At 70.9% G+C, this 24,227-nt stretch carries 16 protein-coding genes; 3 read left to right on the plus strand and 13 right to left on the minus strand.

The genetic code is table 11. The features are described from left to right. Window positions 1–9: 9 nt before the first annotated feature. Complete coding sequence (locus AB0411_RS21670) at window positions 10–4,947, plus strand: amino acid adenylation domain-containing protein (protein ID WP_366418899.1); 4,938 nt, start codon at window positions 10–12, stop codon at window positions 4,945–4,947. A 340-nt stretch (window positions 4,948–5,287) separates the two neighbouring features. Here AB0411_RS21670 and AB0411_RS21675 read toward each other — a convergent pair whose 3' ends face one another. Together AB0411_RS21675 and AB0411_RS21680 are read right to left on the minus strand one after the other, a co-directional pair. Then, window positions 5,288–6,649 (minus strand): MFS transporter, encoded by a 1,362-nt coding sequence (locus AB0411_RS21675; RefSeq protein ID WP_366418900.1) that lies wholly within the window; start codon window positions 6,647–6,649, stop codon window positions 5,288–5,290. 9 nt (window positions 6,650–6,658) lie between these two features. Continuing rightward, window positions 6,659–8,062: a hypothetical protein gene (locus AB0411_RS21680; RefSeq protein WP_366418901.1), complete on the minus strand. Its 1,404-nt coding sequence runs from the start codon at window positions 8,060–8,062 to the stop codon at window positions 6,659–6,661. 384 nt (window positions 8,063–8,446) lie between these two features. Here AB0411_RS21680 and AB0411_RS21685 point away from each other — a divergent pair, with 384 nt between their 5' ends. Beyond that, a complete protein-coding gene (locus AB0411_RS21685) occupies window positions 8,447–9,595 on the plus strand; it encodes a GNAT family N-acetyltransferase (protein ID WP_366418902.1) in 1,149 nt (382 codons plus the stop codon). Between the two features lie 247 nt (window positions 9,596–9,842). Here AB0411_RS21685 and AB0411_RS21690 read toward each other — a convergent pair whose 3' ends face one another. From AB0411_RS21690 to AB0411_RS21735, 10 genes are all read right to left on the minus strand, one after another. Further along, window positions 9,843–10,679: a hypothetical protein gene (locus AB0411_RS21690; protein ID WP_366418903.1), complete on the minus strand. Its 837-nt coding sequence runs from the start codon at window positions 10,677–10,679 to the stop codon at window positions 9,843–9,845. 484 nt (window positions 10,680–11,163) lie between these two features. Further along, window positions 11,164–12,432, minus strand: coding sequence for an ATP-grasp domain-containing protein (locus AB0411_RS21695; protein WP_366418904.1), 1,269 nt, complete (start codon window positions 12,430–12,432; stop codon window positions 11,164–11,166). 332 nt (window positions 12,433–12,764) lie between these two features. Beyond that, window positions 12,765–14,597 (minus strand): AfsR/SARP family transcriptional regulator, encoded by a 1,833-nt coding sequence (locus AB0411_RS21700; RefSeq protein WP_366418905.1) that lies wholly within the window; start codon window positions 14,595–14,597, stop codon window positions 12,765–12,767. A 110-nt stretch (window positions 14,598–14,707) separates the two neighbouring features. Next, window positions 14,708–15,733: an isopenicillin N synthase family dioxygenase gene (locus AB0411_RS21705; protein ID WP_366418906.1), complete on the minus strand. Its 1,026-nt coding sequence runs from the start codon at window positions 15,731–15,733 to the stop codon at window positions 14,708–14,710. Then, a complete protein-coding gene (locus tag AB0411_RS21710; protein ID WP_437042838.1) occupies window positions 15,730–16,398 on the minus strand; it encodes a 7-cyano-7-deazaguanine synthase in 669 nt (222 codons plus the stop codon). The genes AB0411_RS21705 and AB0411_RS21710 overlap by 4 nt, the downstream gene beginning before the upstream one ends. 124 nt (window positions 16,399–16,522) lie before the next feature. Continuing rightward, the gene (locus AB0411_RS21715) at window positions 16,523–17,503 is read right to left on the minus strand and encodes an aspartyl/asparaginyl beta-hydroxylase domain-containing protein (RefSeq protein ID WP_366418908.1); all 981 of its coding nucleotides are present in this window, start codon (window positions 17,501–17,503) and stop codon (window positions 16,523–16,525) included. 106 nt (window positions 17,504–17,609) lie between these two features. Continuing rightward, window positions 17,610–18,200: a GTP cyclohydrolase I gene (gene folE, locus AB0411_RS21720; protein ID WP_366418909.1), complete on the minus strand. Its 591-nt coding sequence runs from the start codon at window positions 18,198–18,200 to the stop codon at window positions 17,610–17,612. A 37-nt stretch (window positions 18,201–18,237) separates the two neighbouring features. Beyond that, on the minus strand, window positions 18,238–18,600 hold the full coding sequence (locus AB0411_RS21725) for a 6-pyruvoyl trahydropterin synthase family protein (RefSeq protein WP_366418910.1): 363 nt from the start codon (window positions 18,598–18,600) through the stop codon (window positions 18,238–18,240). A gap of 37 nt (window positions 18,601–18,637) precedes the next feature. Beyond that, the gene (locus AB0411_RS21730) at window positions 18,638–19,351 is read right to left on the minus strand and encodes a 7-carboxy-7-deazaguanine synthase QueE (protein WP_366418911.1); all 714 of its coding nucleotides are present in this window, start codon (window positions 19,349–19,351) and stop codon (window positions 18,638–18,640) included. A 13-nt stretch (window positions 19,352–19,364) separates the two neighbouring features. Further along, window positions 19,365–20,147: a class I SAM-dependent methyltransferase gene (locus AB0411_RS21735; protein ID WP_366418912.1), complete on the minus strand. Its 783-nt coding sequence runs from the start codon at window positions 20,145–20,147 to the stop codon at window positions 19,365–19,367. A 421-nt stretch (window positions 20,148–20,568) separates the two neighbouring features. On the opposite strand from AB0411_RS21735, the gene AB0411_RS21740 reads away from it, so the two are divergent. Then, window positions 20,569–20,715, plus strand: a complete 147-nt coding sequence (locus tag AB0411_RS21740; RefSeq protein WP_366418913.1) for a hypothetical protein — start codon at window positions 20,569–20,571, stop codon at window positions 20,713–20,715. 22 nt (window positions 20,716–20,737) lie between these two features. On the opposite strand, the gene AB0411_RS21745 is transcribed toward AB0411_RS21740, so the two are convergent. Then, complete coding sequence (locus tag AB0411_RS21745) at window positions 20,738–23,554, minus strand: AfsR/SARP family transcriptional regulator (RefSeq protein ID WP_366418914.1); 2,817 nt, start codon at window positions 23,552–23,554, stop codon at window positions 20,738–20,740. Window positions 23,555–24,227 lie beyond the last annotated feature (673 nt).

A 24,227-nucleotide genomic window follows, 5' to 3' on the forward strand; every position in this document is an offset into this window, starting at 1 on the left:
GGATCGTTCATGGCGCCGACCACCCTCGTCGCACTGTGGGAGCAGCAGGCAGCCGCGACACCCGACGCGGTCGCCGTCGTCGCGGGAGCACACCGCGCCACCTACGCGGACGTGGACCGCCGGGCCACGGCACTCGCCGCCGAGCTGCGGGCACGCGGCATCGGGCCGGAGGACCTGGTCGGCGTCTGTCTCGGCCGCTCGGTCGAGATGGTCGTGGCCCTGCTCGGCATCCTGAAGTCGGGCGCCGCGTACCTGCCCCTCGACCCGAGCTACCCGGCCGACCGGCTGCGGCACATGACCACCGACTCGGGGGCCGGGCTGTGGCTGTGCGACGCGGACCACCGCGCGCAGGCCCTGGCGTCCGGCGTGGCCGACGTCCTGCTGATCGAGGACCTCCCGGCGGAACCTGCCGCACCGGTGGCCCCGGTGGTACACCCGCACCACCTGGCGTACGTCCTCTACACCTCCGGTTCGACCGGCCTGCCCAAGGGCGTGGCCGTCGACCACGCGGCGATCGCCTCGTTCCTGCGGAGCGTGGCCGAACGCCCCGGCCTCGGGGCGGACGACCGGGTCCTCGCCCTGACCCCGCTGTCGTTCGACATCTCGATACTGGAGCTGTTCCTGCCGCTGACCCGGGGAGCGACGGTGGTGATGGCCCCGCGCGCCGCCAACACCGACCCCGAGCTGCTGGCCGCCACCATCGCCGAGGCGGGTGTGAGCGTCGTCCAGGCGACCCCCACCACCTGGCGGATGCTGCTGGCGTCCGGCTGGACGGACGGGCACGGCCGGGTGCTGCTGTCGGGCGGTGAGCCGCTCGATCCGCGACTGGCCCGCGACCTGCTCGCCACCGGCGGCACCCTGTGGAACCTGTACGGGCCGACCGAGGCGACGGTGTGGGCCACCGCCGCCCGCATCGACGCCGTGGCCGACCGGGTCACGGTCGGCACGGCCCTGTCCCGCACCCGGCTGCACGTCGTCGACGAGAGTGGGCAGGAAGCCGGCCCAGGAGTCACCGGCGAGCTGTGGATCGGCGGCGCGGGCGTGGCCCGCGGCTACCTCAACCGGCCCGCGCTGACCGCCGACCGGTTCGTGCCCGACCCGTTCGGGGACGCCTCCGGGCGCCTGTACCGGACCGGCGACCTCGCCCGGTGGACCGCCGACGGCATGCTGGAGGTGCTGGGACGCAACGACCACCAGGTCAAGGTGCGCGGCTTCCGCATCGAGCTCGGCGAGATCGAGGCCGGTGTGCGCAGCCACCCCCTCGTCACGGACGCGGTGGTGGTCGTCGACCGCGAGGCGGCCGGCGGCGACCAGTTGGTGGCGTACCTCGTGCCCGCGCCCGACGCGCGGAACGTATCCGGGGACCTGCCCCGCCTGGTCCGTGACCACCTCGCGCAGCGGCTGCCCGCCCATATGGTGGCCCAGGGCTACGCCGTGCTCGACGCCCTGCCCCGCACCCCCGCGGGCAAGGCCGACCGCGGTGCCGTGCTGCAGATCCCGCACGGCCCGGTCCGGGCGAGCGGGACGATGCCCGACGACGCCCCGCTGCCGCCGCACACCGCGGCGGTGCGCCGCGTATGGGCCGAGGTGCTCGGGCTCGACGACGTGTCCCCGTACGACGACTTCTTCGGTCTGGGCGGCCAGTCGCTCACCGCGGTACGGGCCGTGGCCCGGCTGCGTGCGGAGCTCGGCGTGCCGGTCGACGCCCGGTCGGTCTTCGCCCATCCGACGCCCGCCGCGCTCGCCGCCGCCCTGGACGGCGTGGCGCCCTCGGCCGACGAGCCGATCCCCGCGGCCGCGACCGCCGAGCTCTCCTTCGGCCAGGAGCGGATCTGGTTCTTCGAGCAGCTGAACGACTCCGTGCCCGCCTACCACCTGCCGGTCGCCCTGGGCATGCCCGGCGGGCGCGTCGACCTGACGCTGCTGCAGGACTGCCTGTCCGCGCTGGTCCAACGGCACCCGGCGCTGCGCACGGCGCTCGTCGCCGTCGCCGGCCGGGGCCGCCCCGAACTGCTCCGCGAGCCGGGACCGGTGCCGCTGCGCCGCACCGAGGTCGCAGAGGCGGACCTGGACGCGCTGATGACCGAGCGGATCCGCGCCCCCTTCGCCCTCGACCGCCCACCGCTGCTGCGCGCGGACGTGCTGCGCACCCCGCGCCGCGACATCACGCTGCTGACGATTCATCACCTCGCGTGCGACGGCGCATCGGTCGATCTGCTGGTGCGGGAACTGGGCGAGCTGTACACGGAGCTCGCCGCCGGCCGCCGCCCCGCCCCGGCACCACTGCCCGTGACGTACGCCGACTACGCGGCCTGGCAGCGCGAGCGGCTCACCGGCGCCGAGCTGGAGCGGCTGCTCGACCACTGGCGCACCCGGCTGTCCGGCGTGCCCGTGCTGGAGCTGCCGACCAGCCGGCCCCGGCCGGCCGTCGCGAGCCACCGCGGCCGCCGCGAACTGCTGCGCGTCCCCGCCGGCGTGGCACACCGGCTGCGCACGCTGTGCCGGGCCGAGGGCGTCACCCTGTTCATGGGCCTGCTGGCCCCGTTGCAGGTGCTGCTCGGCCGGTACGCCGACGAGAGCGATGTGGCCGTCGGCACCCTGGCAGGCGGCCGGCCGCGCCCCGAACTGGACGAGGTGGTCGGCTACTTCGTCAACACCCTCGTCCTGCGCACCGACCTGTCCGGCGACCCCACCTGGCGCGAGCTGCTGGGCCGGGTCCGCGAGGTGGCGCGGCAGGCGTACGCGCACCAGGAGCTGCCCTTCGAGAAGCTGGTGGCGGAGCTGAGCCCGGAGCGCGACCTGAGCCGCAACCCCCTCTTCCAGGTGCTGTTCGCCCTGCACGAGGAGCCGAGGGCCGGTCACCTCACCGAGCTGTACGACCGCAAGGAACTGGAGGGACGGCTCGGCACCGCCCGCTTCGACCTCGCCCTCGACGTGACGGACCACGCCGCCGGGGCCGGTGACCTCAGCATCTCCGTCGAGTACGCCACCGACCTGTTCGACGCGGACTTCGTCCGGGGCCTCGGCCAGCACTTCCTGCGGGTGATCGAGCAGATGGTGTCCGACGCCACGGCCCGACTGTCCGAGCTGGAGATCGTCTCGGCCGACGAGGTGCGCGCCCTCTCCCTCGGCAACCGGGCCGAGCCGCTGCCCGAGCCGACCACCCTGGTCCGCCTGTGGGACCGCCAGGTGCGGACCACCCCGGACGCGACCTGCGTCGTGGGCGACGGCCGGTCGCTGACGTTCGCCGAGACCGACGCGCGGGCCTCGGCCCTGGCCCGGGAGCTGCGGGCCGGGGGCGTGTGCCCCGAAAGCCTGGTCGGCGTCTGCCTGGAACGGTCGGTGGAGCTGATGGTCGCCCTGCTGGGCGTGCTCAAGGCGGGCGGCGCCTACGTCCCGCTCGACCCCGGCTACCCGACGGACCGGCTGCAGTACCTGCTGGCCGACTCGGGCGTACGGCTGGTCGTCGCGGACCCGGGGCACCCCGCCTCGGCCCTGTTCGGCGACGGTGTGCGGCTCGTGCCGGTGGACCAGGAACCCGGGGCGGACCCCGGGCCGGCCGAGGAGGCACAACCGCACCACCTCGCCTACGTGATCTACACGTCGGGCTCGACCGGCAACCCCAAGGGCGTCGCGATCACCCACGCCAACATCACCGGCTTCCTGGAGTGGAACCAGCGGCTGTGCCGGCTCACCGGGCGGGACCGGGCCCTGCTCAACCACTCGGTGGCGTTCGACAACTCGGTCTGGGAGATCTTCCAGTGCCTGGTGTCCGGCGCCGAACTGCACCTGGCGAGCCCCACCGCCGCCTACGACCCCGAGGAGTTCCTGCGAGAGGTCGCCGAGCGCGGCATCACCACGCTCAACGCGACGCCCTCGCAGATGCGGATCCTGCTGGAGTCCGGTACGGATCCCGCTCCGCGACTCGCCTCCGTACGCCTGGTGTTCACCGGCGCCGAGGCCGTGCCGCACGAGGTGGCCCGCCGCATCCTGTCCGCCACCGCGCCGGGATGCCAGGTCTTCAACGAGTACGGGCCCACCGAAGCGACCGTCACCTCGGCGTTCTGCCCGATCACCGAGGAGCTGCTCGACCGGCACAGCCATCGCCCGAGCGTCCCGTTCGGCCGGGCGACCGACAACGCGCACCTCTACGTGCTGGACCCGCAGCTGCGCCCGGTCGCCCCGGGCTGCCGCGGCGAGCTGTATGTCGGCGGCGGCGCGGTCGGCCGCGGCTATCTCGGCAGGCCGGCCCGCACGGCCGGGGCGTACCTGCCCGACCCGTACGCCGCGGAGCCCGGCGCCCGTATGTACGCCACGGGCGACGTGGTCCGGCTGCTGCCCGACGGAAATCTGGTCTTCCTCGGCCGCAACGACCACCAGGTCAAGGTGCGCGGCTTCCGCATCGAGCTCGGCGAGATCGAGTCCGCACTCCAGAGCCACCCCGCCGTGGCCGAGTGCGTGGTGGCCGTGCGCCGCACCCGCACCGGCGTGGACCAGCTGGCGGCCTACCTGATCCCCGAGCACCCCGGCCGACCGGCTCCGGACCCGGCGGCACTGCGCGCCCACCTGGCGGAGCAACTGCCGCCGTACATGCTGCCGCAGAGCTACACCGTGATCGACGAGATCCCCCTCACCCCGAACGGCAAGGTCAACCGGGACGCTCTGCCCGACCCACGCCCGGTGCCCGCCCCGGCTCCCGCCACCCGCCGGGCCGTCACCAAGCAGCAGCTCCTGGTCGCCGAAGTGTGGCGGGAGTGCCTGGGCGTCGAGGAGGACTTCGGTCCTCAGGACGACTTCTTCGGCGTCGGCGGCACCTCGTTGACCATCACCACGGTCGCGGGCCGGCTCGGCGAGCGACTCGGGCGCCGGGTCCCGCCGGCCCTGGTCTTCAAAAACCCCACCGTCGCGGGCCTCGCCGAGGCCCTGGAGGCGGACACACCGCGATGAGCAGCCCCGAGAGCACCAGCGTCGTCCGGGGCGACGCCTGACCGTCGCGTCACCCGCCGGCGCAGCCGTTCCTGCACCACGGCTGCGTCGGCGTCCGCGTTCGGCACACGGCGGAAGCAGGGCGGCGGGACGGCGCGGCGCGGCAACTGCTCGTCCGGGACGCCGGGGGACCACGGGGCCGCGGGCCGCGGGGCCGCGGGGCCGCGGGGCCGCGGGCCGGAGCACGATGCACGATGCACGGCGCACGGTGCGCACGGAAACGCCGACCGCCGCCCGGTGTGCTGCCGGACGGCGGTCGGCGTCGAGTGCGGTGCGCGCTCGACGGGCGCGGGGGAAGGCTTCAGGCGACCGGGTCGCCGTCGAACTGCGCGGGGGCGATGTCCCCGGCCGGTGGGGCCTCGTCCGTGGCCGCGGGTCGCCGGTCGAGCCCGAGCACGAGCGGTACGGCCAGCACGCTGATCGCGGTGAGGAACACCCAGGGCAGCGCCGCACCGCCCTCCAGCAGGGCCGTGAGCAGCGCCGGGGCGGCGGCCCCGCCGACCGACCAGGACAGTTGGTAGACGCCCAGATAGCGGCCCCGCAGATGCTCGGGCGCCATCACCACGCTCAGTTCGCTGGTCGGCGGCGAGCTGAGCATCTCGCCCACGGTGTAGAGCACCATCGCGATCAGCATCCCGGCGATCACCGCCCAGCCGGGCAGCACGAGCAGCGTGCCGAAGACGGCGAACGCTGCCGCGTTGCACAGCAGGGCCAGCACCAGCACCGTCACCGGCCGGCGGGCCTCGATCCAGCGGCTGGCGAGCGTCTGGAGCAGGGCGACCATGACCGCGTTCAGCACGACGATCACGCCGACGATCCAGGCGCCGACGTCGAGGGTGTCCACCGCGTAGACGGCGAGCAGCACCGAGAGCACCGTGGAGGCGAAGACGAAGGAGAGGTTCGTCGCGACCAGCCGCAGATACCGCGCGTCCTTCAGCACGGTGCCATAGCCGGCCGACGGTTGTCCGGTGGTGTCGCCCGCCGCCTGCTTCGGCTCCGGGGACTTCGGCTCCGCGGGCGCGGCGTCGGCCGTCTCGTCCGTGTCCACGCCCCGCAGGGTGAGCACGAGCCAGCCCGCGACGGCGAAGGTGACCACGTTGACGACCATGACCGCCCGCAGCCCGGCGACGGTTCCGATGCTCAGGGCCACCGCGGACGCCGCGCCGCCGAAACCGACGCCGACATTGCGCAGGGCACGGACGAAGCCGAACCAGCGGGACCGCTCGACGCCCCGGGCGACCAGCACGGTGAGCGGACTGTTGCCCATCCAGAAGGCGGTGGCCCCCAGTTGCACCACGAACTGCCACAGCACGATCTGCCAGGCCGCGTGCGAGAAGAGGAATCCGATGAATCCGGCCACCGAGATCCAGTTTCCCGCGGCGACCACGAGGCGCGGACCGCAGGTGTCCAACAGGCGTCCGATGAAGAGCGGAACGGGGAGGACGAGCAGCTGGCCGACGGTCAGCGCGGCGCCGACGGCGACCAGTGACAGCGACGTCGTCTTCACGAAGAAGACGACGGTGAACGCCATCACCAGCCCGTTTCCCAGACTGTCGATCAGATTGGCCGTGACGAAGCGGCCTTTCCCCGCGAGGTCCGGCAGGCCCCAGGCCGCCTGAATCCGCCGCCACGCCGAAGGGTCGGGAGAATGCTGCGGCATCATGACTTCGCTTTACTTCGTCGCATGGGCGGGCGGTGCGCCCACAACAGGCACTTCGCCCCAGACGGGCCGCTCGCTCTGATGGAAGACGGCCGCACTGCGCGCCTCGGCATGCGCCGCGACGGAGATGATGCTGCCCGAACCGGCCGGCACCGCCTTGGCATACGCTCCCGCACACCCCTCCGGCGTGTAGAACATGCCGTAGGCCGCATGCCATTCCTCGGTTTCCCCGGATACCGGGTCCACCACCGGCTCCGACCGTGGCAGCACTCTCTGCTGTACGACGCACGCTTCGGCGGCGGAGTTCTCCAGGGCCCGCCGCCACGTGGCGTCGTCCGTTTCCCAGCCCACCACGGCGCCGACCCCGCCGCCGCGCGCGTTGACCTTCAGGATCAACTGCTCGCGCCGCTCCAGGCATTCGTCGATGAGGTCGGTGTCGGTCTTGAGCGCGTCCGCGTTGATCAGTCGGGTCCACGGCAGCACCCGGTCGATGATCCGGCACTCGTCCGCGCTGAAGTCCCGCCGCCGCGTCGGGTCCGACACCAGCGCCATACACGCCTTGTTGGCGAACACGTTGCTGGAGAAGGGGGTCCACAACCGCGTCCCACCCGCCCGGTGCGCCCGCAGCAGGGGCGCCACCAGGTCCCAGCCGCCGGGCTCCTCGGCGATCTGGTCCGGGACGAAGGCGCGGTTGACCACGTCGATCTTCGTGTCCCCGAGGTAGAGCGCCCCGCCGCGTTCGTGCACGTCACCGGCCTCGGCCAGCAGGACGTTCAGGCCCGCCGAGCGCAGCGCGGACTGGAAGTTGCGCCAGAGCTCGCCGTAGTCCTTCAGACCGCCACGCCATTCCAGTATGGCCACCACCGGCTCACGGCCGGATGCCACCGGGGCGCCGAAGCGGCGCAGGGCCTCCACCGCGGCGCGGACGGGATGCACGTAACCGAGCCGGTTCCGGCGTGCGAAGTCGGCGAAGGCGTCGACCTCCATCATCGCCTGGGATATCTCACTCGCGAGGCCCCAGCCGCCGGACTCGCTCCCCAGATTGGTTTCGAGGAGCTTGAACGAGGTGCCGTCGTGATACATGTCGGCACGGCCGAAGTGGGGTGGCGTCAGGTCACCGAACTTCCGTATGACGTCCCACTGGCCGTCGTCGATGCCGAGTACCGACCGGAATGCCTCCAGATCCCCGCCGAACATCCGGTCCGGCAGGGAAATGAGCATGTCGATGAGGTGCCGAAGGTCATCGGCGAACTCGCGTATCTCACGCTCGGCGACGAGGAGGGGTCTGGCCAGATACTCGCCGTGCCACGGTGCGAGCGTCGGGTAGTCCTTGACGTGCCGGGCGACCGCGGGCAAGCCGCTGCCCGGCATGCGGAACTCCTCGTTGTACTGGGCTGTTACCCGCTCCGCCGACATGCGGTCTCCGCTCCTGCTCGGTGCTGACCGGGCTCCTCGGCCCGCGGGTGTCACCGTTTCACCCCGGTCTCCGGCGCGACTGAATTCTCACTCAATTCGCGCCTCAATTAATCGGCCAACGCTCTTTTCGGGCACGGGACTTCCGCGCGGGGACTAGAGTGTCTGCACATCCGAAATGAGAAGTGACCCGCAGCCGTGCGGCAACGTCCCTTTTCGTCCGGCGCCGGCCGGCGGTCTCGGGAATTCGACCGGCCGATCGCCGCACCCGTCCCTCACCGGCCACGCACGGTCAGTTGTCACTCAACGCACGATGTTCGGCACATTCAGCGTCCGATCGCGCAGCGCATTCGCGGGCACGGTCCGGCAGAGAACAGGGGAGGCGCCATGACCGCCACGACGGATACGTTCGCCGATCCCATCGGCGGCCTCCGGGACGCCGAGTGGGACCGGCTCGCCGACGGCAGGTTCTACTCGTCGGCGCTGTGGCTGCGGGTGTGCGCCCTCGAACCCGGGGCGGTCTCCGGCGGACTGCACGTGGCGACCCCGGGCGGCGGCCGGGCCGCGATACCCGTGGCGGCGGTGACCGACGAGCCCACCCCGGACCTGCGGTGGCACGAGCTGCTGGCCGCGCGCGGCCTGCCGGCGCCCGAGCCGGGCGGCCTGCTCATCGGCCAGCGCCGCGGCTACCTGGCGCACCTGCTGACCGGCGAGGGAACCGATCGGACCGAGGCCGCCGCCGGGGTGCTCGACGCAGTCCGCGCGCTGCGCTCGCCCCTGCACGAGGAGTCGAAGATCGCCCGGGTGGCGATGTACCTGACCACCGAGGACGTGGGAGCGCTGCGCGCCGCGGGGGTGCGGACGGCGCCGGTGGCGCTGACGACCGACGCCTGGATCGAGATCCCGCCCGGCGGCTACCCCGCCTGGCTGGACTCGCTGTCGGGGCGCCGCGCCCGCAGTGTCCGCAGCGAGGTGCGGAAGTTCGAGCGGGCCGGATACGAGCTGGAGCACCGCACGCTCTCCGAGTCCTGGCAGGACGTCGCCCGGCTGCTGGCCCGTTCGCTCCTGCGCTACGGCCGCACCGTCGACGTGGCCCCGATGGCCGAGTCCTTCCGCGAGCAGGGGGAACTCGCCGGTTCGCAAGCCGAGGTGGTGCTGTGCTCGCGTCCCGGCGAACCGCCGGTCGGCTTCTGCCTGTACTACCGCTGCGGTGACACCGTGTACCTGCGGGCGCACGGCCTTGACCACGAACAACTCGTCTCGGCCGCCGAGTACTTCAACCTCACGTACTACATGGCGGCGCGGCTCCCGGGAGTGCGCCGGCTGCACGCGGGCGCCGGGACCGCGGAAGGAAAGGCATTGCGCGGCGCGACGCTGCGGCCGCTGTGGCTGCTGGACCTGTCCGAGGACAGCCCGCTGGCCGGGTACGACGAGGAGATCCGCGCGCACAACCGCGCGCTGCTCGCCGGCCTGCGCGACTGCTCGCCCGTGGTGTCCGCCGCCCTGGACGGCGAGCTCTGGGGACCTTACTGCTGAGACCGGCCACCCGGCGACCGCGGCGTGGCCGTCTGCGGCGGCAGAAGGCCCGCGGTCGCTCGTGCCGCTGCGCCCGGGGCGGATCGTGCCCGTCCCCGCGGTCCTCGGCACCGCACCGTGGACATCGCCAGGGCCCGCCTCTCGCGCCGGGGCGTTCACGGCTTCGCACGAAGCCGGCGAGCGCTCGGGGAGAGGCGGGCCCTGGACGTGTCTGCGGCGGTCGGTCACGCCGCCGGCCCGGTCGGGCTCAGGTCCAGCTCACGACCGTCCGGGGATCGGTGAACCCCATGATGAAGGACACCGTCGTGCGGTTGCCGGCGTTGGCGTCCACCGCGTGCACAAAGGCACCGTTGAAGGCGTACACGTCACCCTCGCGGATGTCCAGGCGCAGCTCCTCGAAGTCCGCCAGGGCCTCGGCCTGATAGGGCAGTCCCGTCTGCTCGATGCCGAGCGAGCGCCGGGTCGCGTCGTCGGGGCGGATGTTCCAGATCACCAGCCGACCTCCGGCGGTGTGCTCGGTGCACATGTTGACCGCGCAGATCTGGTGGTCCAGGACCCGCTGGACCTCGAAGCCGTGTTGACGCGGGTCCTTGCACTGCGCTTCGTCCTCGTGCGGGTCGAGGGAGAAGTCACCCTCCTTGTCCCACGCGCGGATCAGCGCGGCGCACGCCGAGCGGCCGTTCATCTGCGCCACCCGCAGGGACGCGCCTTCCTGCCGCAGGGCCTCGTTCACGCCCTGGCGGAACACGTGCCAGGGCGAGTCGGGGGCGTCGATCACCTGCTGGACGTGCTCGGCGACCGCGGCGGACTCGTCGAGGTAGGTGTCGACGTCCTTGTTCCAGTGGTAGGCGCCGACGTAGTGCGAGGGCTCGCCCTCGCGATGATGCCGGGCGGGGCTGGCCCAGAATCGTTCGGTCAGGTCCTTGCGCGCCGCCGGCGGTATGACGTCCCGGAAGATCACTCCCAGCCTGCGGCCGTGCAGGACGTCCAGAACGAGTGCGTAGTCCAGTTCGCCGCGCTCCTCGAAGCGGAAGAACTCCGGGTCGGCCTGCTGTCCGCTCAGCCGCGTCGTGCTCTGCTGCATTTCTTCTCTCTCTTTCACTTGTACACCACTGCTTTCCGGATAACCGTTCAGGTCATTCAGCTCGCCGTAGCGGATGAAGCGGCTCATGGGAATGGATGACGTCGCGGCCCGGATATGTCAGCGAAAGGTGGCACAGTGCTTGCGGGCCGGGCAGACGAATCTCGCGCGACCGATGTCCTGTTGCCGAGTCCACAGTGCCGAGCGGGCATTTCCCCTCCGGCGGGACGCCGGAATTCCCGTTCGGTATCGGCGTGCCTGTGGAGCATGCGCCGAGTGTGGCACGGGATCGACCGGGGCGGCTCAACCGCGACTGAAGTGCGATGCGAACAGGCTTGTCGGGGAAAGGAAAAAGGCTGTTTCACCGTCCACGCGTGGACGGTGAAACAGCCCTTTCAGGCCCGCGAGAAACGCCTAGTTGCCGGGTCCGGGTCCGGTGTGGTCACGAGGCGCCGTCGGCCACGGTGGGGTGCGCCGTGGCGCGTGCTCAGCCCTGCTCCTCGTATTCGACGTACAGCGTCCGGGCGAGGTGCGCGCGGTACGCCTCGGCCTCGGCATCCGATTCGTGGCGGGAGAGCACGATCACCGGGTATCCGGAGAAGTCCGGGTAGGGGCGCATCAGTGAGCCGGGGCCCATGGTCTGCACCAGGTAGTCCACCCGCGGGTCGGTACGCACCGCGTCCAGGCCGTGTATCTGCTTGATCCGTCCGCCGCTGCCGACCGGCACCTGATAGGCCGCCGCGTGACCGGCCGGCACCTGCTCCTCGCGCCAGCACAGCGGTTCCAGGCCGAGGTGGATGCGCAACGCGTCAACGGCCATGTCGATCCCGCTGCTGACGTGGGCCAGGTGGGCCATGTAGCCCCCGCCGCCGATGCGCGCGCCCATCTCCAGCAGCACCGGACGCACCCCGCCGACCAGCCGCAGTTCGGTGTGCGTGGTGCCCTCCGTGACGCCGAAGGCGTGGTGGGCACCGACCACCTCCGCCTCGACCGCGGCGATGATCTCGGCGGGCAGTTGGGCGGGGGCCCGCAACGTGGTCTCCTGGAAGTAGGGCCCCGTCAGCTCTCCCTTCCAACTGATGGCACAGACCCGTACCTTCCCCCGGTGGACGAGGGATTCGGCGGAGATCTCCGGACCGTCCAGGTACTCCTCGACCAACACGCCGGCTTCCGGGGCCAGTCCGTCGTCGGCGCCGAGGTGTGCTTCGACGAGCTTGCAGGTGCGGGCCACGGCCTGCTCGATGCCGTCCTTGTCGTCCACACGGATCACACCGAAGCTGGAGTGGCCGTTCGCCGGCTTGACCACGACGGGGAACCGCAAGGTCAGCGTGTCCGCCCAGTCGTCGGGGTGGTCGATGAGCACGAACCCGGGCGCCCCCAGCCCCGCGTCCCGCAGGTGCTGGCGCATGCTGCGCTTGTCGCGCACCACGGTCGCCGCCTCCTCGGTCAGGCCGGTGAGGCCCAGCTCCTTGGCGGCGCGCGCCACGAACGGCACGGCCTGCTCGTTGCCCGCCATGATCCCGTCGAAGGGCTCTTGCCGGTATCGGTCGGCGAGCGCGGCCAGCGCGGCTTCGGGGTTTCCTTCGATGTCCAGGGGCAGCAGTTCGACCACCGCGGCGGCCCGCCCGGCGGACTCCGTGGTGTCGTCGCCCCTGGGGACGAGGATCACGTCGATGCCGGCACGCTCGGCGGCATCGAACACCCAGGGGAACGTGGACAGCTGACCGACGAGGACGAGCTTCGGGCGTGGTGACATGTGCGGTTCTCCAAGGTTCGGCCGCGTGGGCGGGTCCGGGCGACGGAGCCGTGGAACGCGCCGGTGGCGTACGTCTCCACGTGGCGTGCGCGTTCCCCGAACTGGACCGCCGGGGTGTGGCCCGGCGGGTTCGTCAGTCCGGGGAAGGAGTCACGCGCCTCTTTCCCGCCTTCGCGGACGCTGCTGACAAAGATTTTCACGCTGGGGTGTCTGCACTGCTGAAAGCTTCGTTGCTGTGCTCGGCGTCCGGCCTCGATGCGCTGGAGCGGCCGGCGCATCTCGCGCCGGACACGCGCGGCACGGCAGACACGGTGGTCCGGGTGCCGCGAGCGTCAGGCGGAGCACATGGCCGGCGCGCTGTGCGGCCGCGCCGCGAACGGGCGCGTCCCGAGCTCCCATTCGTAGGAGAACCGGCCGTTCTCGCACGGGTGCCGGGCGCGCAGCAGGTAGCTCTCCACCAGCTCCTCCAGGAGTTCCTCGGCCCGCCGGCCGCTGATCCCCAGGGTCGCCGCGGCAAGCGCCGGCGTGAGCCGGTCGGGGACGCCGGGAGACAACAGCGCGTACGCCAGGGGCGGTAAGTCGGCGGGCAGCGCCGCCAGGGTCCGGTCGAATCCGGCCCGCACGCCCAGCGGATCGCTGTCGGCGCCCCCGGACGCGAGGACCCAGGCGGTGGCCTGCCGGGCCGTCCAGTGCGGGCGGCGGCGCAACTGCGCGGCGACCGCGAAGACCACGCCCGGCAGTCCCCGGCACAGCCGGGCCAGCCGTCGCAGCCCCTCCGGGTCCATGGTGGTCCAGTGGCTCGGCACGGAGGATGCCAGCAGGTGCAGACAGTCGGCGAAGGGCAGTCCGGCCAGCTCGACGTGGACCGCCGAGGAGGACACGAACAGCCGCCGACGGCTGCCGATGACCACTCCGCAGCCGGCGCCGGACGGCAGCAGCGGCGTCAGGTCCCCCACGTCGCACACGTCGTCGAGCACCACCAGGACGCGGAGGCCGGCGGTCCAGGTGCGGAACAGCAGGCTCAGGTCGGTCGCACCCAGTCGCAACTGCTCCTCCGCCGCGCCGAGTCCCCGCAGGAACGAGCGGAGGATCTCGGCGGACGGCACCCGCCGGCCGGCGCCGTCACGAAGGCGCGCGTAGAGCCGTCCGTCCGGGTAGTCACCGCTCACCTGATGCGCGGCGTGCAGGCAGAGTTCGCTCTTCCCCGTGCCGGGGGCGCCCCCCACGATCACGAGCGGCCGGTCCTCCCGCTCCCGGCCGGCCAGTGCCGCGGTGATGCGCGCCAGCTGGCCGGCGCGTCCGGTCAGACGCTCGCGCGGGGCGGGCAGATGGCAGGGCGCCCGGGTGGCGGCGGTCACGGCCGTGAGCCGCCCGGCGGGACGCAGCAGCGCCTCGTCCGACGCGAGCACGGCCGTGTGCAGGGCCTCCAGTCGGGGCGAGGGGTCGAGACCCAGCTCGGTGGCGATCCGCTCGCGTGCCCGGCGGTAGACCTGGAGCGCTTCCGCCCGCCGGTCCATGCGGTAGAGAGCCGTCATCAGATTGCCCTGGGTCCGCTCGTCCGTCGGTTCCCGCCCGGCCATCGCGGTGAGTTCGCCGAGCACCTCGTGGTGCCGGCCGAGGTGCAGGTCGGATTCGATCCGCAGGTGGTGTGCGCTGGTACGCAACTCCTTCAGGCGGACCGCCTCGGCCTTCAGCATGGGCCCCTTGCGTACGTCCACCAGGGCATCGTCCCGCCACAGCTGCAGCGCCGCGGCGGCCGTGTCACGGGCCCGGGCGAAGTCCTCGTCACGGAACTCCGCCCGGGCGCGGGCGAGCAACGGCTCGCACCGGAAGACGTCCACGTGGTCGGCGGGCAGCGACAGCTGGTAGCCGCCGTCGACCGTGCCCAGCAGCGGCCCGGCCGCCCGTACCGCGCCACCGCTCCTCGGGTTGCCGAGGGAGAACCGCTTCCTGAGCTGGTACACATACGTCTGCAGTGCGGTGTGCGCGCTGGCCGGCGGGTTGTCGTTCCACAGCTCGTCCATGAGTTGCTCGAAGGGCACCACCCGGCCCGCGTTCAGCACGAGCATTGCCAGTGTCTGACGTACTTTCTGGGCGGCCGGCGCCATGTCGACGCGGTCATCGTCCCCGTAGGCCTGGAGCGGCCCGAGAAGGTTGATTCTCATGAAATTCGCCCTGTCTCATGTTCGTTCGGTCCCCGTCACACCAGCCGGCGACGCCACCGCCGGACCGGCCGCTCGGGCCGGGCGGTGAGGAGCTGCCCGGCCGCCCGGTGTCAGGAACTCCTGGCCCCGGCGCCCGCGGCCAGGGTCGGGTGGTGCCGGGCAACGATGTCGGGGAAGGAGCGGATCAGCCCCTTCATGACGTTGTCGCCGTAGAGGGCGAACAACGGGTTGCCGGCGACGTCGATGACTCCGCCGGCGCCCTCGACATAGGGGCTGGGCAGGGGCTGCATCGTGGCGTCCAGCCGGGGGTTGTAGAAGAAGGGGATGGAGTAGCGGTTGACGCCCGGGGCGGGCCTGATCACCCGGTGCTTGGTGGCACGCACGTAGCCCCGCGTCGCCACCTCCAGCAGCTCCCCCAGGTTGACCACGAACGCCCCCGGGATCACCGGCACGTCGACGAAGTGGTCGTCCTCCACCGCGACCTGGAGGCCGCCGTTGTCGTCCTGGACGAGCAGGGTGAGCAGCCCGAGGTCGTTGTGGATGCCGGTCCCCTGGCCGGAGCCGTCGTCCTCGCTCGTCTGCGCGGGACCGGGGTAGTGCAGGAGCTTGAGGTGGATCTGCGGATCCGGATCGACCACGTCGTCCAGGAACCCGGCGGGGGCGTCCAGCGACTCCAGCATCAGCCGTAGCAGTTGATGTGACAGATCGGTCAGCCGGGCGATCCATGACTCGATGGCCGGACGCAGCTCGGGCATCGCCTCGGGCCACTCGTTCGGGCCGATCAGGCACCGGTAGGCGGGATCGCCGGTCTCGGGCGCCCGCGCCGGCTGCTCCGGCCCGATGTCCAGCTGCCGGCGCTGGTCGGGAATGCCCTTGGTGTGTTCGCGGCCGAGTTCGGAGTAGCCGCGGAACAGCGGCGAGTCGAGGATGTTCAGCGCGAGCCGGTCGGCCTCGGGCAGGGCGAAGAACCGGCGGGTGAGTTCGAGCATGTCGTCGGCGTCCTCGATGCCGTGGCCGACGAGCTGGAAGAAGCCGATCTCGTGCACGGCCTTGCGCAGCCGGAGCAGGAACTCCGCCCGGTCTTCTTCCGAACCGGCGGCGTCACGGAGGTCGAGCACGGGGAAGGTGTCGGTCATGGCAGCTCCTTCGGATCGCTGATCTGGTAGGGCGTCGGGTCGGTCACGCCGGCGTCCCGGAACGCCTCCTGCCGCTCTCTGCAGGCGGCGCACCGGCCGCACTGCAGCGCGTCGCCGCGGAAGCAGCTCCAGGTCTCGGTCCAGGGGACGCCGAGTTCCTCACCGAGCGACACCACGCCGCTCTTGCGCAGCCTGACCAGCGGCGCGGTCAGGGTCAGGTCGGGGTGCGCGTATCCGCGGGTCGCGATCCGCTCCATGGCGAGGAAGGAATCGATGAACGCGGCATTGCTGTCGGGCGCGGCCTGCAGGTCGTCGACCACCCCGACGGCCACCGCCTCCGCCTTCTGGGCGACGGCGACCGCGAAGGCGACGGACAGCAGAAGGGCATTGCGGTTGGGCACGATGTTCGGACTCCCGCCGGACGTACCGCTCTGGTGATCCGGCACGTCGACGGTCGGGTCGGTGAGCGAGGAGCCGCTCAGGAGCTTGCCGACGGGGCTGAGATCGACGACGTCGTGCGGCACGCCGAGCGATCGAGCCGCCTTCGCGGCGAACTCGTGCTCGACGAGATGACGCTGGCCGTAGTTCACGGACAGCAGGTGGAGGGTGTGTCCTTGCGCCCGGAGGTGGTAGGCCATGGTGACCGAGTCCAGGCCACCGGACACGATTGCGACAGTTTTCGGCATGCGTCGACTTCCGGCTGACGTAATGGGATGGCGGTTCAGTTCTTCGGGATCGGTGCCGCGGTGTGCCGTGCGCCGAAGCGGCGGCGGACGAGCCCGGCGTCCGTCACGTCACCGGCGTGGCCGGGACGCTCAGCCGCTCGGTTCGCTGGCCCTTGCGGTAGGTCAGTTCGACCTCCGGCCGCGGACCGTCCAGCCTGGTGGTGAGGGTCCGCTCCTCGCTCCACCCGACCAGGCGGTACTCGTCTCCGCCGAGGGCCGCCAGCGGGAAGAGGTGGTCCTGGGGAGAGCGAACGGCAAGGCCCGTGCCGGTGTCGACGATGCTGAAGGCGGCCTGGGGCTGCGGGCCGGTGAGCGACCCGAACTCCTCGATCTCCAGCAGGTGCGCCGGCGCGTCGAACGCACACCGCGCGGCTTCCCGCTCCCGCTCGGTCAGGTCCACGGTCGGGCGGTTGTAGAGCACCTCCGGGCCGTTGAAGTAGTCGGCCCAGTCGGCCGGGAACAGCCGGGCGAGTTCGGGTGTGACCAGCACGTCCACGACGAGATGCACCCGGTGCTCCGGGCCGAGGTTCTGGATCTGGTGCTTGCGGCTGAAGTCGCCGAACCAGAACTCGCCGGGCTGCCAGCGATGCGTCACTCCGTCGAGGTCCAGCGAGGCGTCCTCGTGGGTGGTGACCGGGATGTGCAGCCGGGCCACTCCCCAGTCCGGGGCGAACTTGGCATCGTTGTGGCGGTATCCGACGACGCCGGGGCCGAGATCCATGAACCGGACCGCGTAGAGGGGGCCGGGAATCGAGCGCAGGACCTCCCGCACGTACGGCATGTGGTCCAGCCACTCGGTGTCGGCGAACTCCGCGGAGCCAGGACCCCCCGGGTCGGTGCGTGTCTTGTCACCACCGGGGCTGCGCACCGAGAGGCAGCGCCAGTCCTGCTCGGCCCACCTGGACACCCGCCCGTTCGTGTACGAGCTCTGCTCGTCCCACAGGTGGTCGCGCGCCGTCATGAGGTCGGCCACCAGCCGGTCGGCGTCCAGCGCGGGGAGCAACCGCACCGCTTCCGCGGGCGTCGAGGAATCATTGACGTTCATCGTTGTCCTTTCAGGTCGACCGGCCCGGATGCGCAGGGGCGCCGACGAGAACGGTTCTTGCGCGCTCTCCACTGCTGAGCCCCTGCCCGCGTCGGTCGACGGCTCGTCACGCCCGGAGCAGGTCGAACAGCTCGCCCCGGAGCCCGGCGTCCGTGCTGAACTCCCCGCGGTATGCGGTCGATGTCATCTGCGCGGCAGCCTTGATGCCGCGCATCGACATGCAAAGGTGCTCGCCCTTGGCTATGACCGCGACGTCCGGGGTGCCGCTCAGGGTGCTGATCTCGAGCGCGATCTGGTCCACGAGGCGCTCTTGGACCTGCAGCTTGTGCGCGTACTGGTGGGCGACCCGGGCGAACTTCGACAGGCCGAGCAGTTGCCCCGTCGGGCGGTACGCGATCGTCACGGAGCAGTTGAACGGCAGGAGGTGGTGCTCGCACAGCGACCAGACCTGGATGTCCGAGACGACCACGAGCTGGCTCGTGCCGATGGACTCGAAGAGCGTGCCCAGCGAACCCGGGTCGTAGTTGATGAACTCTCGCCACCAGCGGGCGAACCGCGCAGGGGTGTCGCGCAGTCCGTCGCGACTCGGGTCCTCGCCGATCTCCACCAACAGTTGGCGGGCGATCTCGACCAGCGGGTCCTCGGTCGTCTTCGACGCCGACGGGTCACCATCGAGGTCCAATTTCGTCACCGACATTCGGGCACCTTTCGTCCGGGCTTCGGAGTTACTGGCCTCACGGCCGGTACTCGGCCCACGTCTTGGGAGTTTCTGAGACACGCACGCAGGCCAACTCGGGAAACTTCGTCGACCATGTCTTGTAGACCCAGGCCGCCATGTTCTCGGCCGTCGGGTTTTCGTCCATCACATCGTTCAGATGCCGATGATCAAGATGGCTGTCCAGCCAGACCTTGAATGCGGACAGTTCTCCGTAGTCTCGAACGAAGCCCACGGGCAACAGATCCGCATCATCGGCCCGGAGCTCCAACTCGATCACATAGTTGTGCCCGTGCATCCGGGCACACTGGTGTTCAGGAGCAAGGCCGGTGAGCCGATGACTGGCCGAGAATTCAAACTTCTTCGTGATTCGAAATGCCATCGATCCGAGTTCCGTTCTCCTTTGCGGGTGCCGTGGTTCACACGCCGCGTTTGTCGTCCCACACCAAGGTGTGCAGTCTGGTCGTCAGGTTCCAGCCGCGCTCCACCACCGCGTCGGCCAGCTCGCTCATGTGTTTGGTGACGTCGTCGGCGGAACGCCCGATCGGCATGATCCATACCGAGCTCAGGTCGAAGGCGGCGACCAGGTCGGCCACTTCGTCGAGATCGCGGGTGTTCTGGCAGACGAACTTGAACGTGCTTTCCGGCAGTGCCGAAAGGCTGGTGAGTGCGGCAGGGACGATCCTGCGCTGCAGGGTGTCGCCCGAGTGCGACAGCTTCGGCGAGACGTTGAACCTGACGCCGGCGGCGACGAGTTCGGGGTGCGCGGCGTGCGTCCCGTTGGTCTCGATCTCGATCTCTTTGCCGTGTCCGGTCAGTGCTGCCACCACAGGGATCAATCGCTCTTGCTGTCCCAGGGGCTCACCGCCGGATATCACGATCAGCTCGGTCTCGAATCCGAGCAATTCCGCCACGACATCTTCGACCGGGCGGCGGTGCAGCTCCTTGCGCGGATCGTGGGCGACCCCGCTGTCACCGGCTCCGGTCCAGTCCCAGGTGTAGGGCGTATCGCACCACGTGCACGACAGGTTGCACCCGCCGAGTCGCAGGAACGCGCACCGGCGTCCCAGGGACCTGCCCTCGCCCTGGACGGTCGGACCGAAGATTTCGTTCACTACGAGATCCTGTTCCATGGCGCACCGTTTCCTATGAGTGGGACGGCTCGACGGCCGCCGGTTTCTGCGCCTGAACCATGAACCAATGCCGGCTCAGCCGGACGCCCTCATCGACGGACACCGCGGTGACATACCGGTCGAATGCCTTCTTGTCCGCCGCCGGGTCGTAGTTGTCGATGATCGGCACTTGGTGCAGGAAGGTGTCCAGATCGTCCGCCGAGTGGTAGAACTCCTCGAACCGGAATGCCTGGTTTCTTGTCACGACGAAGCCCGCATCGGACAGTTCCTCGGCAATCCCCTCCGACAAGGGCCGGCCGTTCCAGCTGCCGAAGTCCTGGCCGCGACCGAATTCTTCCTTCAGTTCGCGGGCGTCCTGCTCCCCGATCCCCATGTACATCACGAATCCACCGGGGCGCAGCACCCGCTCGAACTCACGGGTGATCAGCGGGCCGCGACGGGACGTGACCACATCGGCGTACCCATCGGGCAGCCCCGTGTCGGCGGCGTCGCGCAGCTCGAACGTGACGTGCGACAGGCCTGCCTCCGCTCGGTACCGCTCGGCGCATTCCAGCATCGACGGCGACAGGTCCATCCCGGTCACGGCGCCGTACGCAGGAGAGATGCGCAGCAAACTGCGTCCGTCGGCGCAGCCGACATCCAGCAGTCGGGCGTGTGGCGCTCCCAGTGCGGTCGCCAGTTCGTCGAAGACGGTGTCCGGGCGGCCGTCGGCGAATACGTCGGTGCTCCGGGCATCGCTGAAGTAACCGCCGAACCGCTCGGCCACCCGGGAGTAGAACTCCGCGTCCATCGTCATCGGCCGTGCACCTTCCCCTGAGCCACGGTCAAGGAGAGGCCCCGGTGCGCACGCACCGGTTCCTTCCTCTTCCGTGGGAACTCCCTGACACGGTCCACCGCTGCTGTCGCGGGGGACCTTGCTCTGAGCTGCGATTCGGTTTCCGGGACGCCGAACGCGGCGAGAATCACCGTGTCCCGGGTCACTACGGTCATTGGACTACTCCTTGAGGGCCGTCCCCTGAAGGGGCGCCGAGGTCGGCAGGACCCAATCTCCGGTGCGGCCCTATCGGCCCGGCATCACGGCGCATCCACGGCGGGGACGGGGCCGGGATAAGGCGGTGATAGCGCCGGCATGCGGCCGCGATGGGCACCTGGTGCACGCTGGTTTCAGCAACGCCCGGACGGATTGCGAGTCGGGCTGCGAAGCAAGGAGAACAGAGATGGCCATCAGGAAATTGCCGGCTGCCGCGGAGGCCGTCGTCGTGCTCGTCCCGGGCGCTGCAGGACATCAGCACAGCGTGGAGCAGGGCCCGGTCGCCGTGTTGTCGGCCGGCGAAACGCCCGGCAGCAACACGCCGTGGACGTGACGGACCAGCCGGCCTCCTGGTGTCAGCCGACCGACGTCATGGGCCTGCCCAAAATGGCAACGATGTCGGCGCGTACGGCAGCGGCCCCGCTGTGGTCCAGGATCCGCTCGCGGATCCTGGCCGATCGCGAGTAGTACTGGACGGCCTGTTCCACGCGACGCAGGTGGGCATTGACCCGGCCGAGGTCGTGCAGCACATACCCCTCTCCGACCAGGTCGCCGCTCGCCCCGACCATGGCGAGGACCTCGAGCAGGGTCCGTTCCGCCGCCTCGTACCGCTCCTGGTGCATCAGCATTTGGCCCAGCCGCCGCAGCGTGAGGGCCTGGCCCCGGTCGAAGCCCGCCGACCGGCAGATGCCGAGGGCTTCGTCGAGATAGGAACGGGTTCGCGCGAAGTCCGCTCGCCGCATCGTGATGTGTGCCATCTCGCCGAGCACGTACGCCCGGCCGATCGCGTCCTGCGCCCGCACGAAGTGGCGCTCGGCGCGCTCGTAGAGGGCCAGTGCCCGATCGTCGTCACCACGGTGCCGTTCGATGCGCGCCAGGTCACGCAGGCACAGCGCCTGACCGCGCACCTCACCGACCCGCTCGAAGATCTCCAAAGCGGCGCTGAGGTACGGGCCTGCTGCCTCGTGTTCGCCCCGGTAGAGGTACAGGGTCCCCAACGAGCCGAGTACCGCCGCCTGGCCCCGCTCGTTGCCGGCCTCCTGTACCGCGGCCAGCGCGACCCGGTGGGTGCGCTCCCAGAGCTCGGGATAGCCACGGGCCTCGAAGAGCGTCACCAGAGTGGTGGCCAGCTCCCAGCACAACTCGTCCAACCCGGACCGGGCCGCCAACTCGACCGCGTTCAACAGGTTGGTCTGCTCGCTCTCCAGCCATCCGAGCGGGTCGCGGAGACACCGCTGGACATGGCCCTCCGGCGGATGCCACCGCTCGCCCCGGCCCGCCACGAGGGTGTACGTACCGCCGTAGATCTCTTTGTGCGCCCTCTCCGCGAGCGCCATCCAGCCACCGACCATACGCCGCACCGCTCCGGCGCGTTCCGCCTCGGGAATCTCCGCGGGCAGCCGTTCATGCGCGAACATTCGCACGACCTGCGACAGTCCGCATCGGAACGCCCCGCCCTGGTCCATGGCGGTGATGTCGAGGAGCCGCCTGTCGATGAGCGGTTCCAGCAGGTCGGTGGGGTGCGGAGTGCGGTCGTCGACAAGGGCGGCGCCCAGCCAGCTCGGGATCTCCGTCCCCTCCGCCAGGCTGAGCAGGCACAACAGGCGACGGTCGGCCGGCGCCAGGCCGTCGTAGCTGACCGAGAGACTTGCCCGGATCGACAGCTCGCCGTGTGCCAGCTCGTCCAACCTGCGGTGCTCGTTCTCCAGCCGGTGCCCCATGGAGGCCAGTGACCAGTGCGGGCGCGCGGCCAGGCGTGCGCCGAGGATGCGCAGCGCGAGGGGCAGCCCGCCCACCAGGCGTATGAGGACCCGCGCCGCCTCGCACTCGCTCTCCACACGGTGCTCTCCGATGATCCGCCCCAGGAGCTGGATCGCCTGTTCCGGACCCAGCGGCTCCACGGCGAACCGGCGCGTGCCCGGCAGCGCCGTGAGCTGGCCGCGGCTGGTGACCAGCACGCCGCTGCTGCCGGTTCCGGGCAGCAGGGACATCACCTGCGACTCGCTGGCCGCGTCGTCCAGCAACACCAGGATCCGGCGACCGGCCAGCAGACTGCGGTACATCTCCGCGCGCTCGTCGAGCGCATCGGGTATGGCCTGGCCCGGTACGCCCAGCGCTCGGAGGAACCGCCCCAACACCTGTGCGGGGCGGACCGGTTGTCCGCCCGGACCACGGAGGTCGCAGTAGAGCTGTCCGTCCGGGAAGTACTCGGATGCGAGTCGGTGCGCCACGTGCCTGGCCAACGTGCTTTTGCCGACACCAGGTCCGCCGAGCACCAGGACCACGTTCAGCTGCCCCTTCTCCTGTCCCTCGGTGACGGCCTCGCAGACCTCCGACACGGTCGTTTCGTCGGCTACGAAGTCACCGATGTCGGCGGGGAGTTGCCTCGGGCTGACAATCGGGTCGGGATCGGCGCTCCGCTCCTGCACCGCCTCGGGGAGCGGCGTCGCCACGAGACAGCGTGGTTCGGCCGGTTCGGCCAGTGCCAGGTCGGCGTCGTCGGTCAGGATGGCCTGCGCCAGGTCGCGCAGTTCCCTTCCTGGTTCCAGGCCCAGTTCTTCGGCGAGCATGGCCCGGCCCTGGTGGTAGGCATCCAGCGCCTCCGCCTGCCGGCCCGAACGGTACAGCGCCACCATGAGCTGCCCCCGCAGCCGCTCACGCAGCGGATGGCCGGCGACCAGCTGCATCAGCTCGCCGACCAGGTGCTCGTGACGCCCCAGCTCCAGCAACAGCCGCATGCAGGTCTCCACCGCTTCCAGGCGGCTCTCGTCCCACTGCGCTGCCGTACCGGCCAGGACTTCGCTGGGTACACCGGCCAGGCACCGCCCCCGCCACAGTCCTATCGCCGAGCGAAGCACTTCCACCGCGGGCATCTTCAGACCGTCACGGGCCAGGGCATGCGCCTCTGCCACCAGGCGACGGAAGTTGCCGACGTCGGTCGCGTCCTCCGGCGCCCTCAGGAGGTACCCGCGGGCGCGGGTCTCGATGGTGGCGTCGACTCCCGCGTCCGAAAGTGCCTTGCGGAGCCGGGAGATGCAGATCTGCACCTGGGCGCGTGCGGTCTTCGGTGGATCGTGAGCCCAGATGACATCCACCAGACGGGACGTCTCCACCACCCGGTTCAGATCGAGGACCAGCGCCCCGAGGACGACCTCCTGTCGCCCCGGTGCCACGGATACGGCCCCCCGCTCGCCGCACACCTCAAGCGGCCCGAGCACCCGGAAGGGAGCTGCTGCTACGCCACTGCCGTCGAAACCCGATGAGACTGCCATGCATGACCTGCTTCTGTGGTATCAGCCAGGCGATGTGGTCCGGCTTGCAAAAGTGGGACGGGACTCATACCGACCTGGCTAAGTCGTCACCGTCGGCCGCGTCGCCGAGCACCTCCGAGAGCGCGGCTGTCGCCGGCCGTCGCCCCCTCACGTCCGTGCGACCGCAGGGCAGTTGGAGCCATGCCGACTCGGCCGGGTCCGGGCCCGGCGCGTGGTCGGCCGCCTTCGCCGTCCGGTCCCAGGGATGCCCACCCGCCGTTGCGTTGCGGGGCGGGGAGGACTCCGTCGATGTGGTGTCGTTCATCGAGACTGCTCCGATCAGCGAGGTACCAGAACGGGGGAAGGGAGGAAGCCTGCGGTGGGCGCGGCCGGACGAGACCGATGTCGTGGCGTATCGCGTCGCCGACCCGGAACGGGCGCTCCCTGTGCTGTTCGTGCCCGGTCCGGTCCTGGAAGTGCCACGACCAGGTCGGCCTCCGGGCCGGCGGCGGGCTGACGATGCTCCACCATCCGCAGTGTTCGAAGGCGCCCGAGGAGACGTGCCGGTGGCACGCGGGCTTCTCCCCGCGACGGC

The sequence above is a fragment of the Streptomyces angustmyceticus genome, from assembly GCF_040701845.1.
Taxonomy (GTDB): Bacteria; Actinomycetota; Actinomycetes; order Streptomycetales; family Streptomycetaceae; genus Streptomyces; species Streptomyces angustmyceticus_A.

Bases quoted from the DNA above. Each gene is read 5' to 3' on its own strand.
- AB0411_RS21690 (WP_366418903.1), bottom strand. From the start codon at position 10,679: ATGCAGCAGAGCACGACGCGGCTGAGCGGACAGCAGGCCGACCCGGAG.
- AB0411_RS21740 (WP_366418913.1), top strand. From the start codon at position 20,569: ATGGCCATCAGGAAATTGCCGGCTGCCGCGGAGGCCGTCGTCGTGCTC.
- AB0411_RS21695 (WP_366418904.1), bottom strand. From the start codon at position 12,432: ATGTCACCACGCCCGAAGCTCGTCCTCGTCGGTCAGCTGTCCACGTTC.
- AB0411_RS21680 (WP_366418901.1), bottom strand. From the start codon at position 8,062: ATGTCGGCGGAGCGGGTAACAGCCCAGTACAACGAGGAGTTCCGCATG.
- AB0411_RS21670 (WP_366418899.1), top strand. From the start codon at position 10: ATGGCGCCGACCACCCTCGTCGCACTGTGGGAGCAGCAGGCAGCCGCG.
- AB0411_RS21735 (WP_366418912.1), bottom strand. From the start codon at position 20,147: ATGACGATGGACGCGGAGTTCTACTCCCGGGTGGCCGAGCGGTTCGGC.
- AB0411_RS21730 (WP_366418911.1), bottom strand. From the start codon at position 19,351: ATGGAACAGGATCTCGTAGTGAACGAAATCTTCGGTCCGACCGTCCAG.
- folE (WP_366418909.1), bottom strand. From the start codon at position 18,200: ATGTCGGTGACGAAATTGGACCTCGATGGTGACCCGTCGGCGTCGAAG.
- AB0411_RS21685 (WP_366418902.1), top strand. From the start codon at position 8,447: ATGACCGCCACGACGGATACGTTCGCCGATCCCATCGGCGGCCTCCGG.
- AB0411_RS21700 (WP_366418905.1), bottom strand. From the start codon at position 14,597: ATGAGAATCAACCTTCTCGGGCCGCTCCAGGCCTACGGGGACGATGAC.
- AB0411_RS21675 (WP_366418900.1), bottom strand. From the start codon at position 6,649: ATGATGCCGCAGCATTCTCCCGACCCTTCGGCGTGGCGGCGGATTCAG.
- AB0411_RS21705 (WP_366418906.1), bottom strand. From the start codon at position 15,733: ATGACCGACACCTTCCCCGTGCTCGACCTCCGTGACGCCGCCGGTTCG.
- AB0411_RS21725 (WP_366418910.1), bottom strand. From the start codon at position 18,600: ATGGCATTTCGAATCACGAAGAAGTTTGAATTCTCGGCCAGTCATCGG.
- AB0411_RS21715 (WP_366418908.1), bottom strand. From the start codon at position 17,503: ATGAACGTCAATGATTCCTCGACGCCCGCGGAAGCGGTGCGGTTGCTC.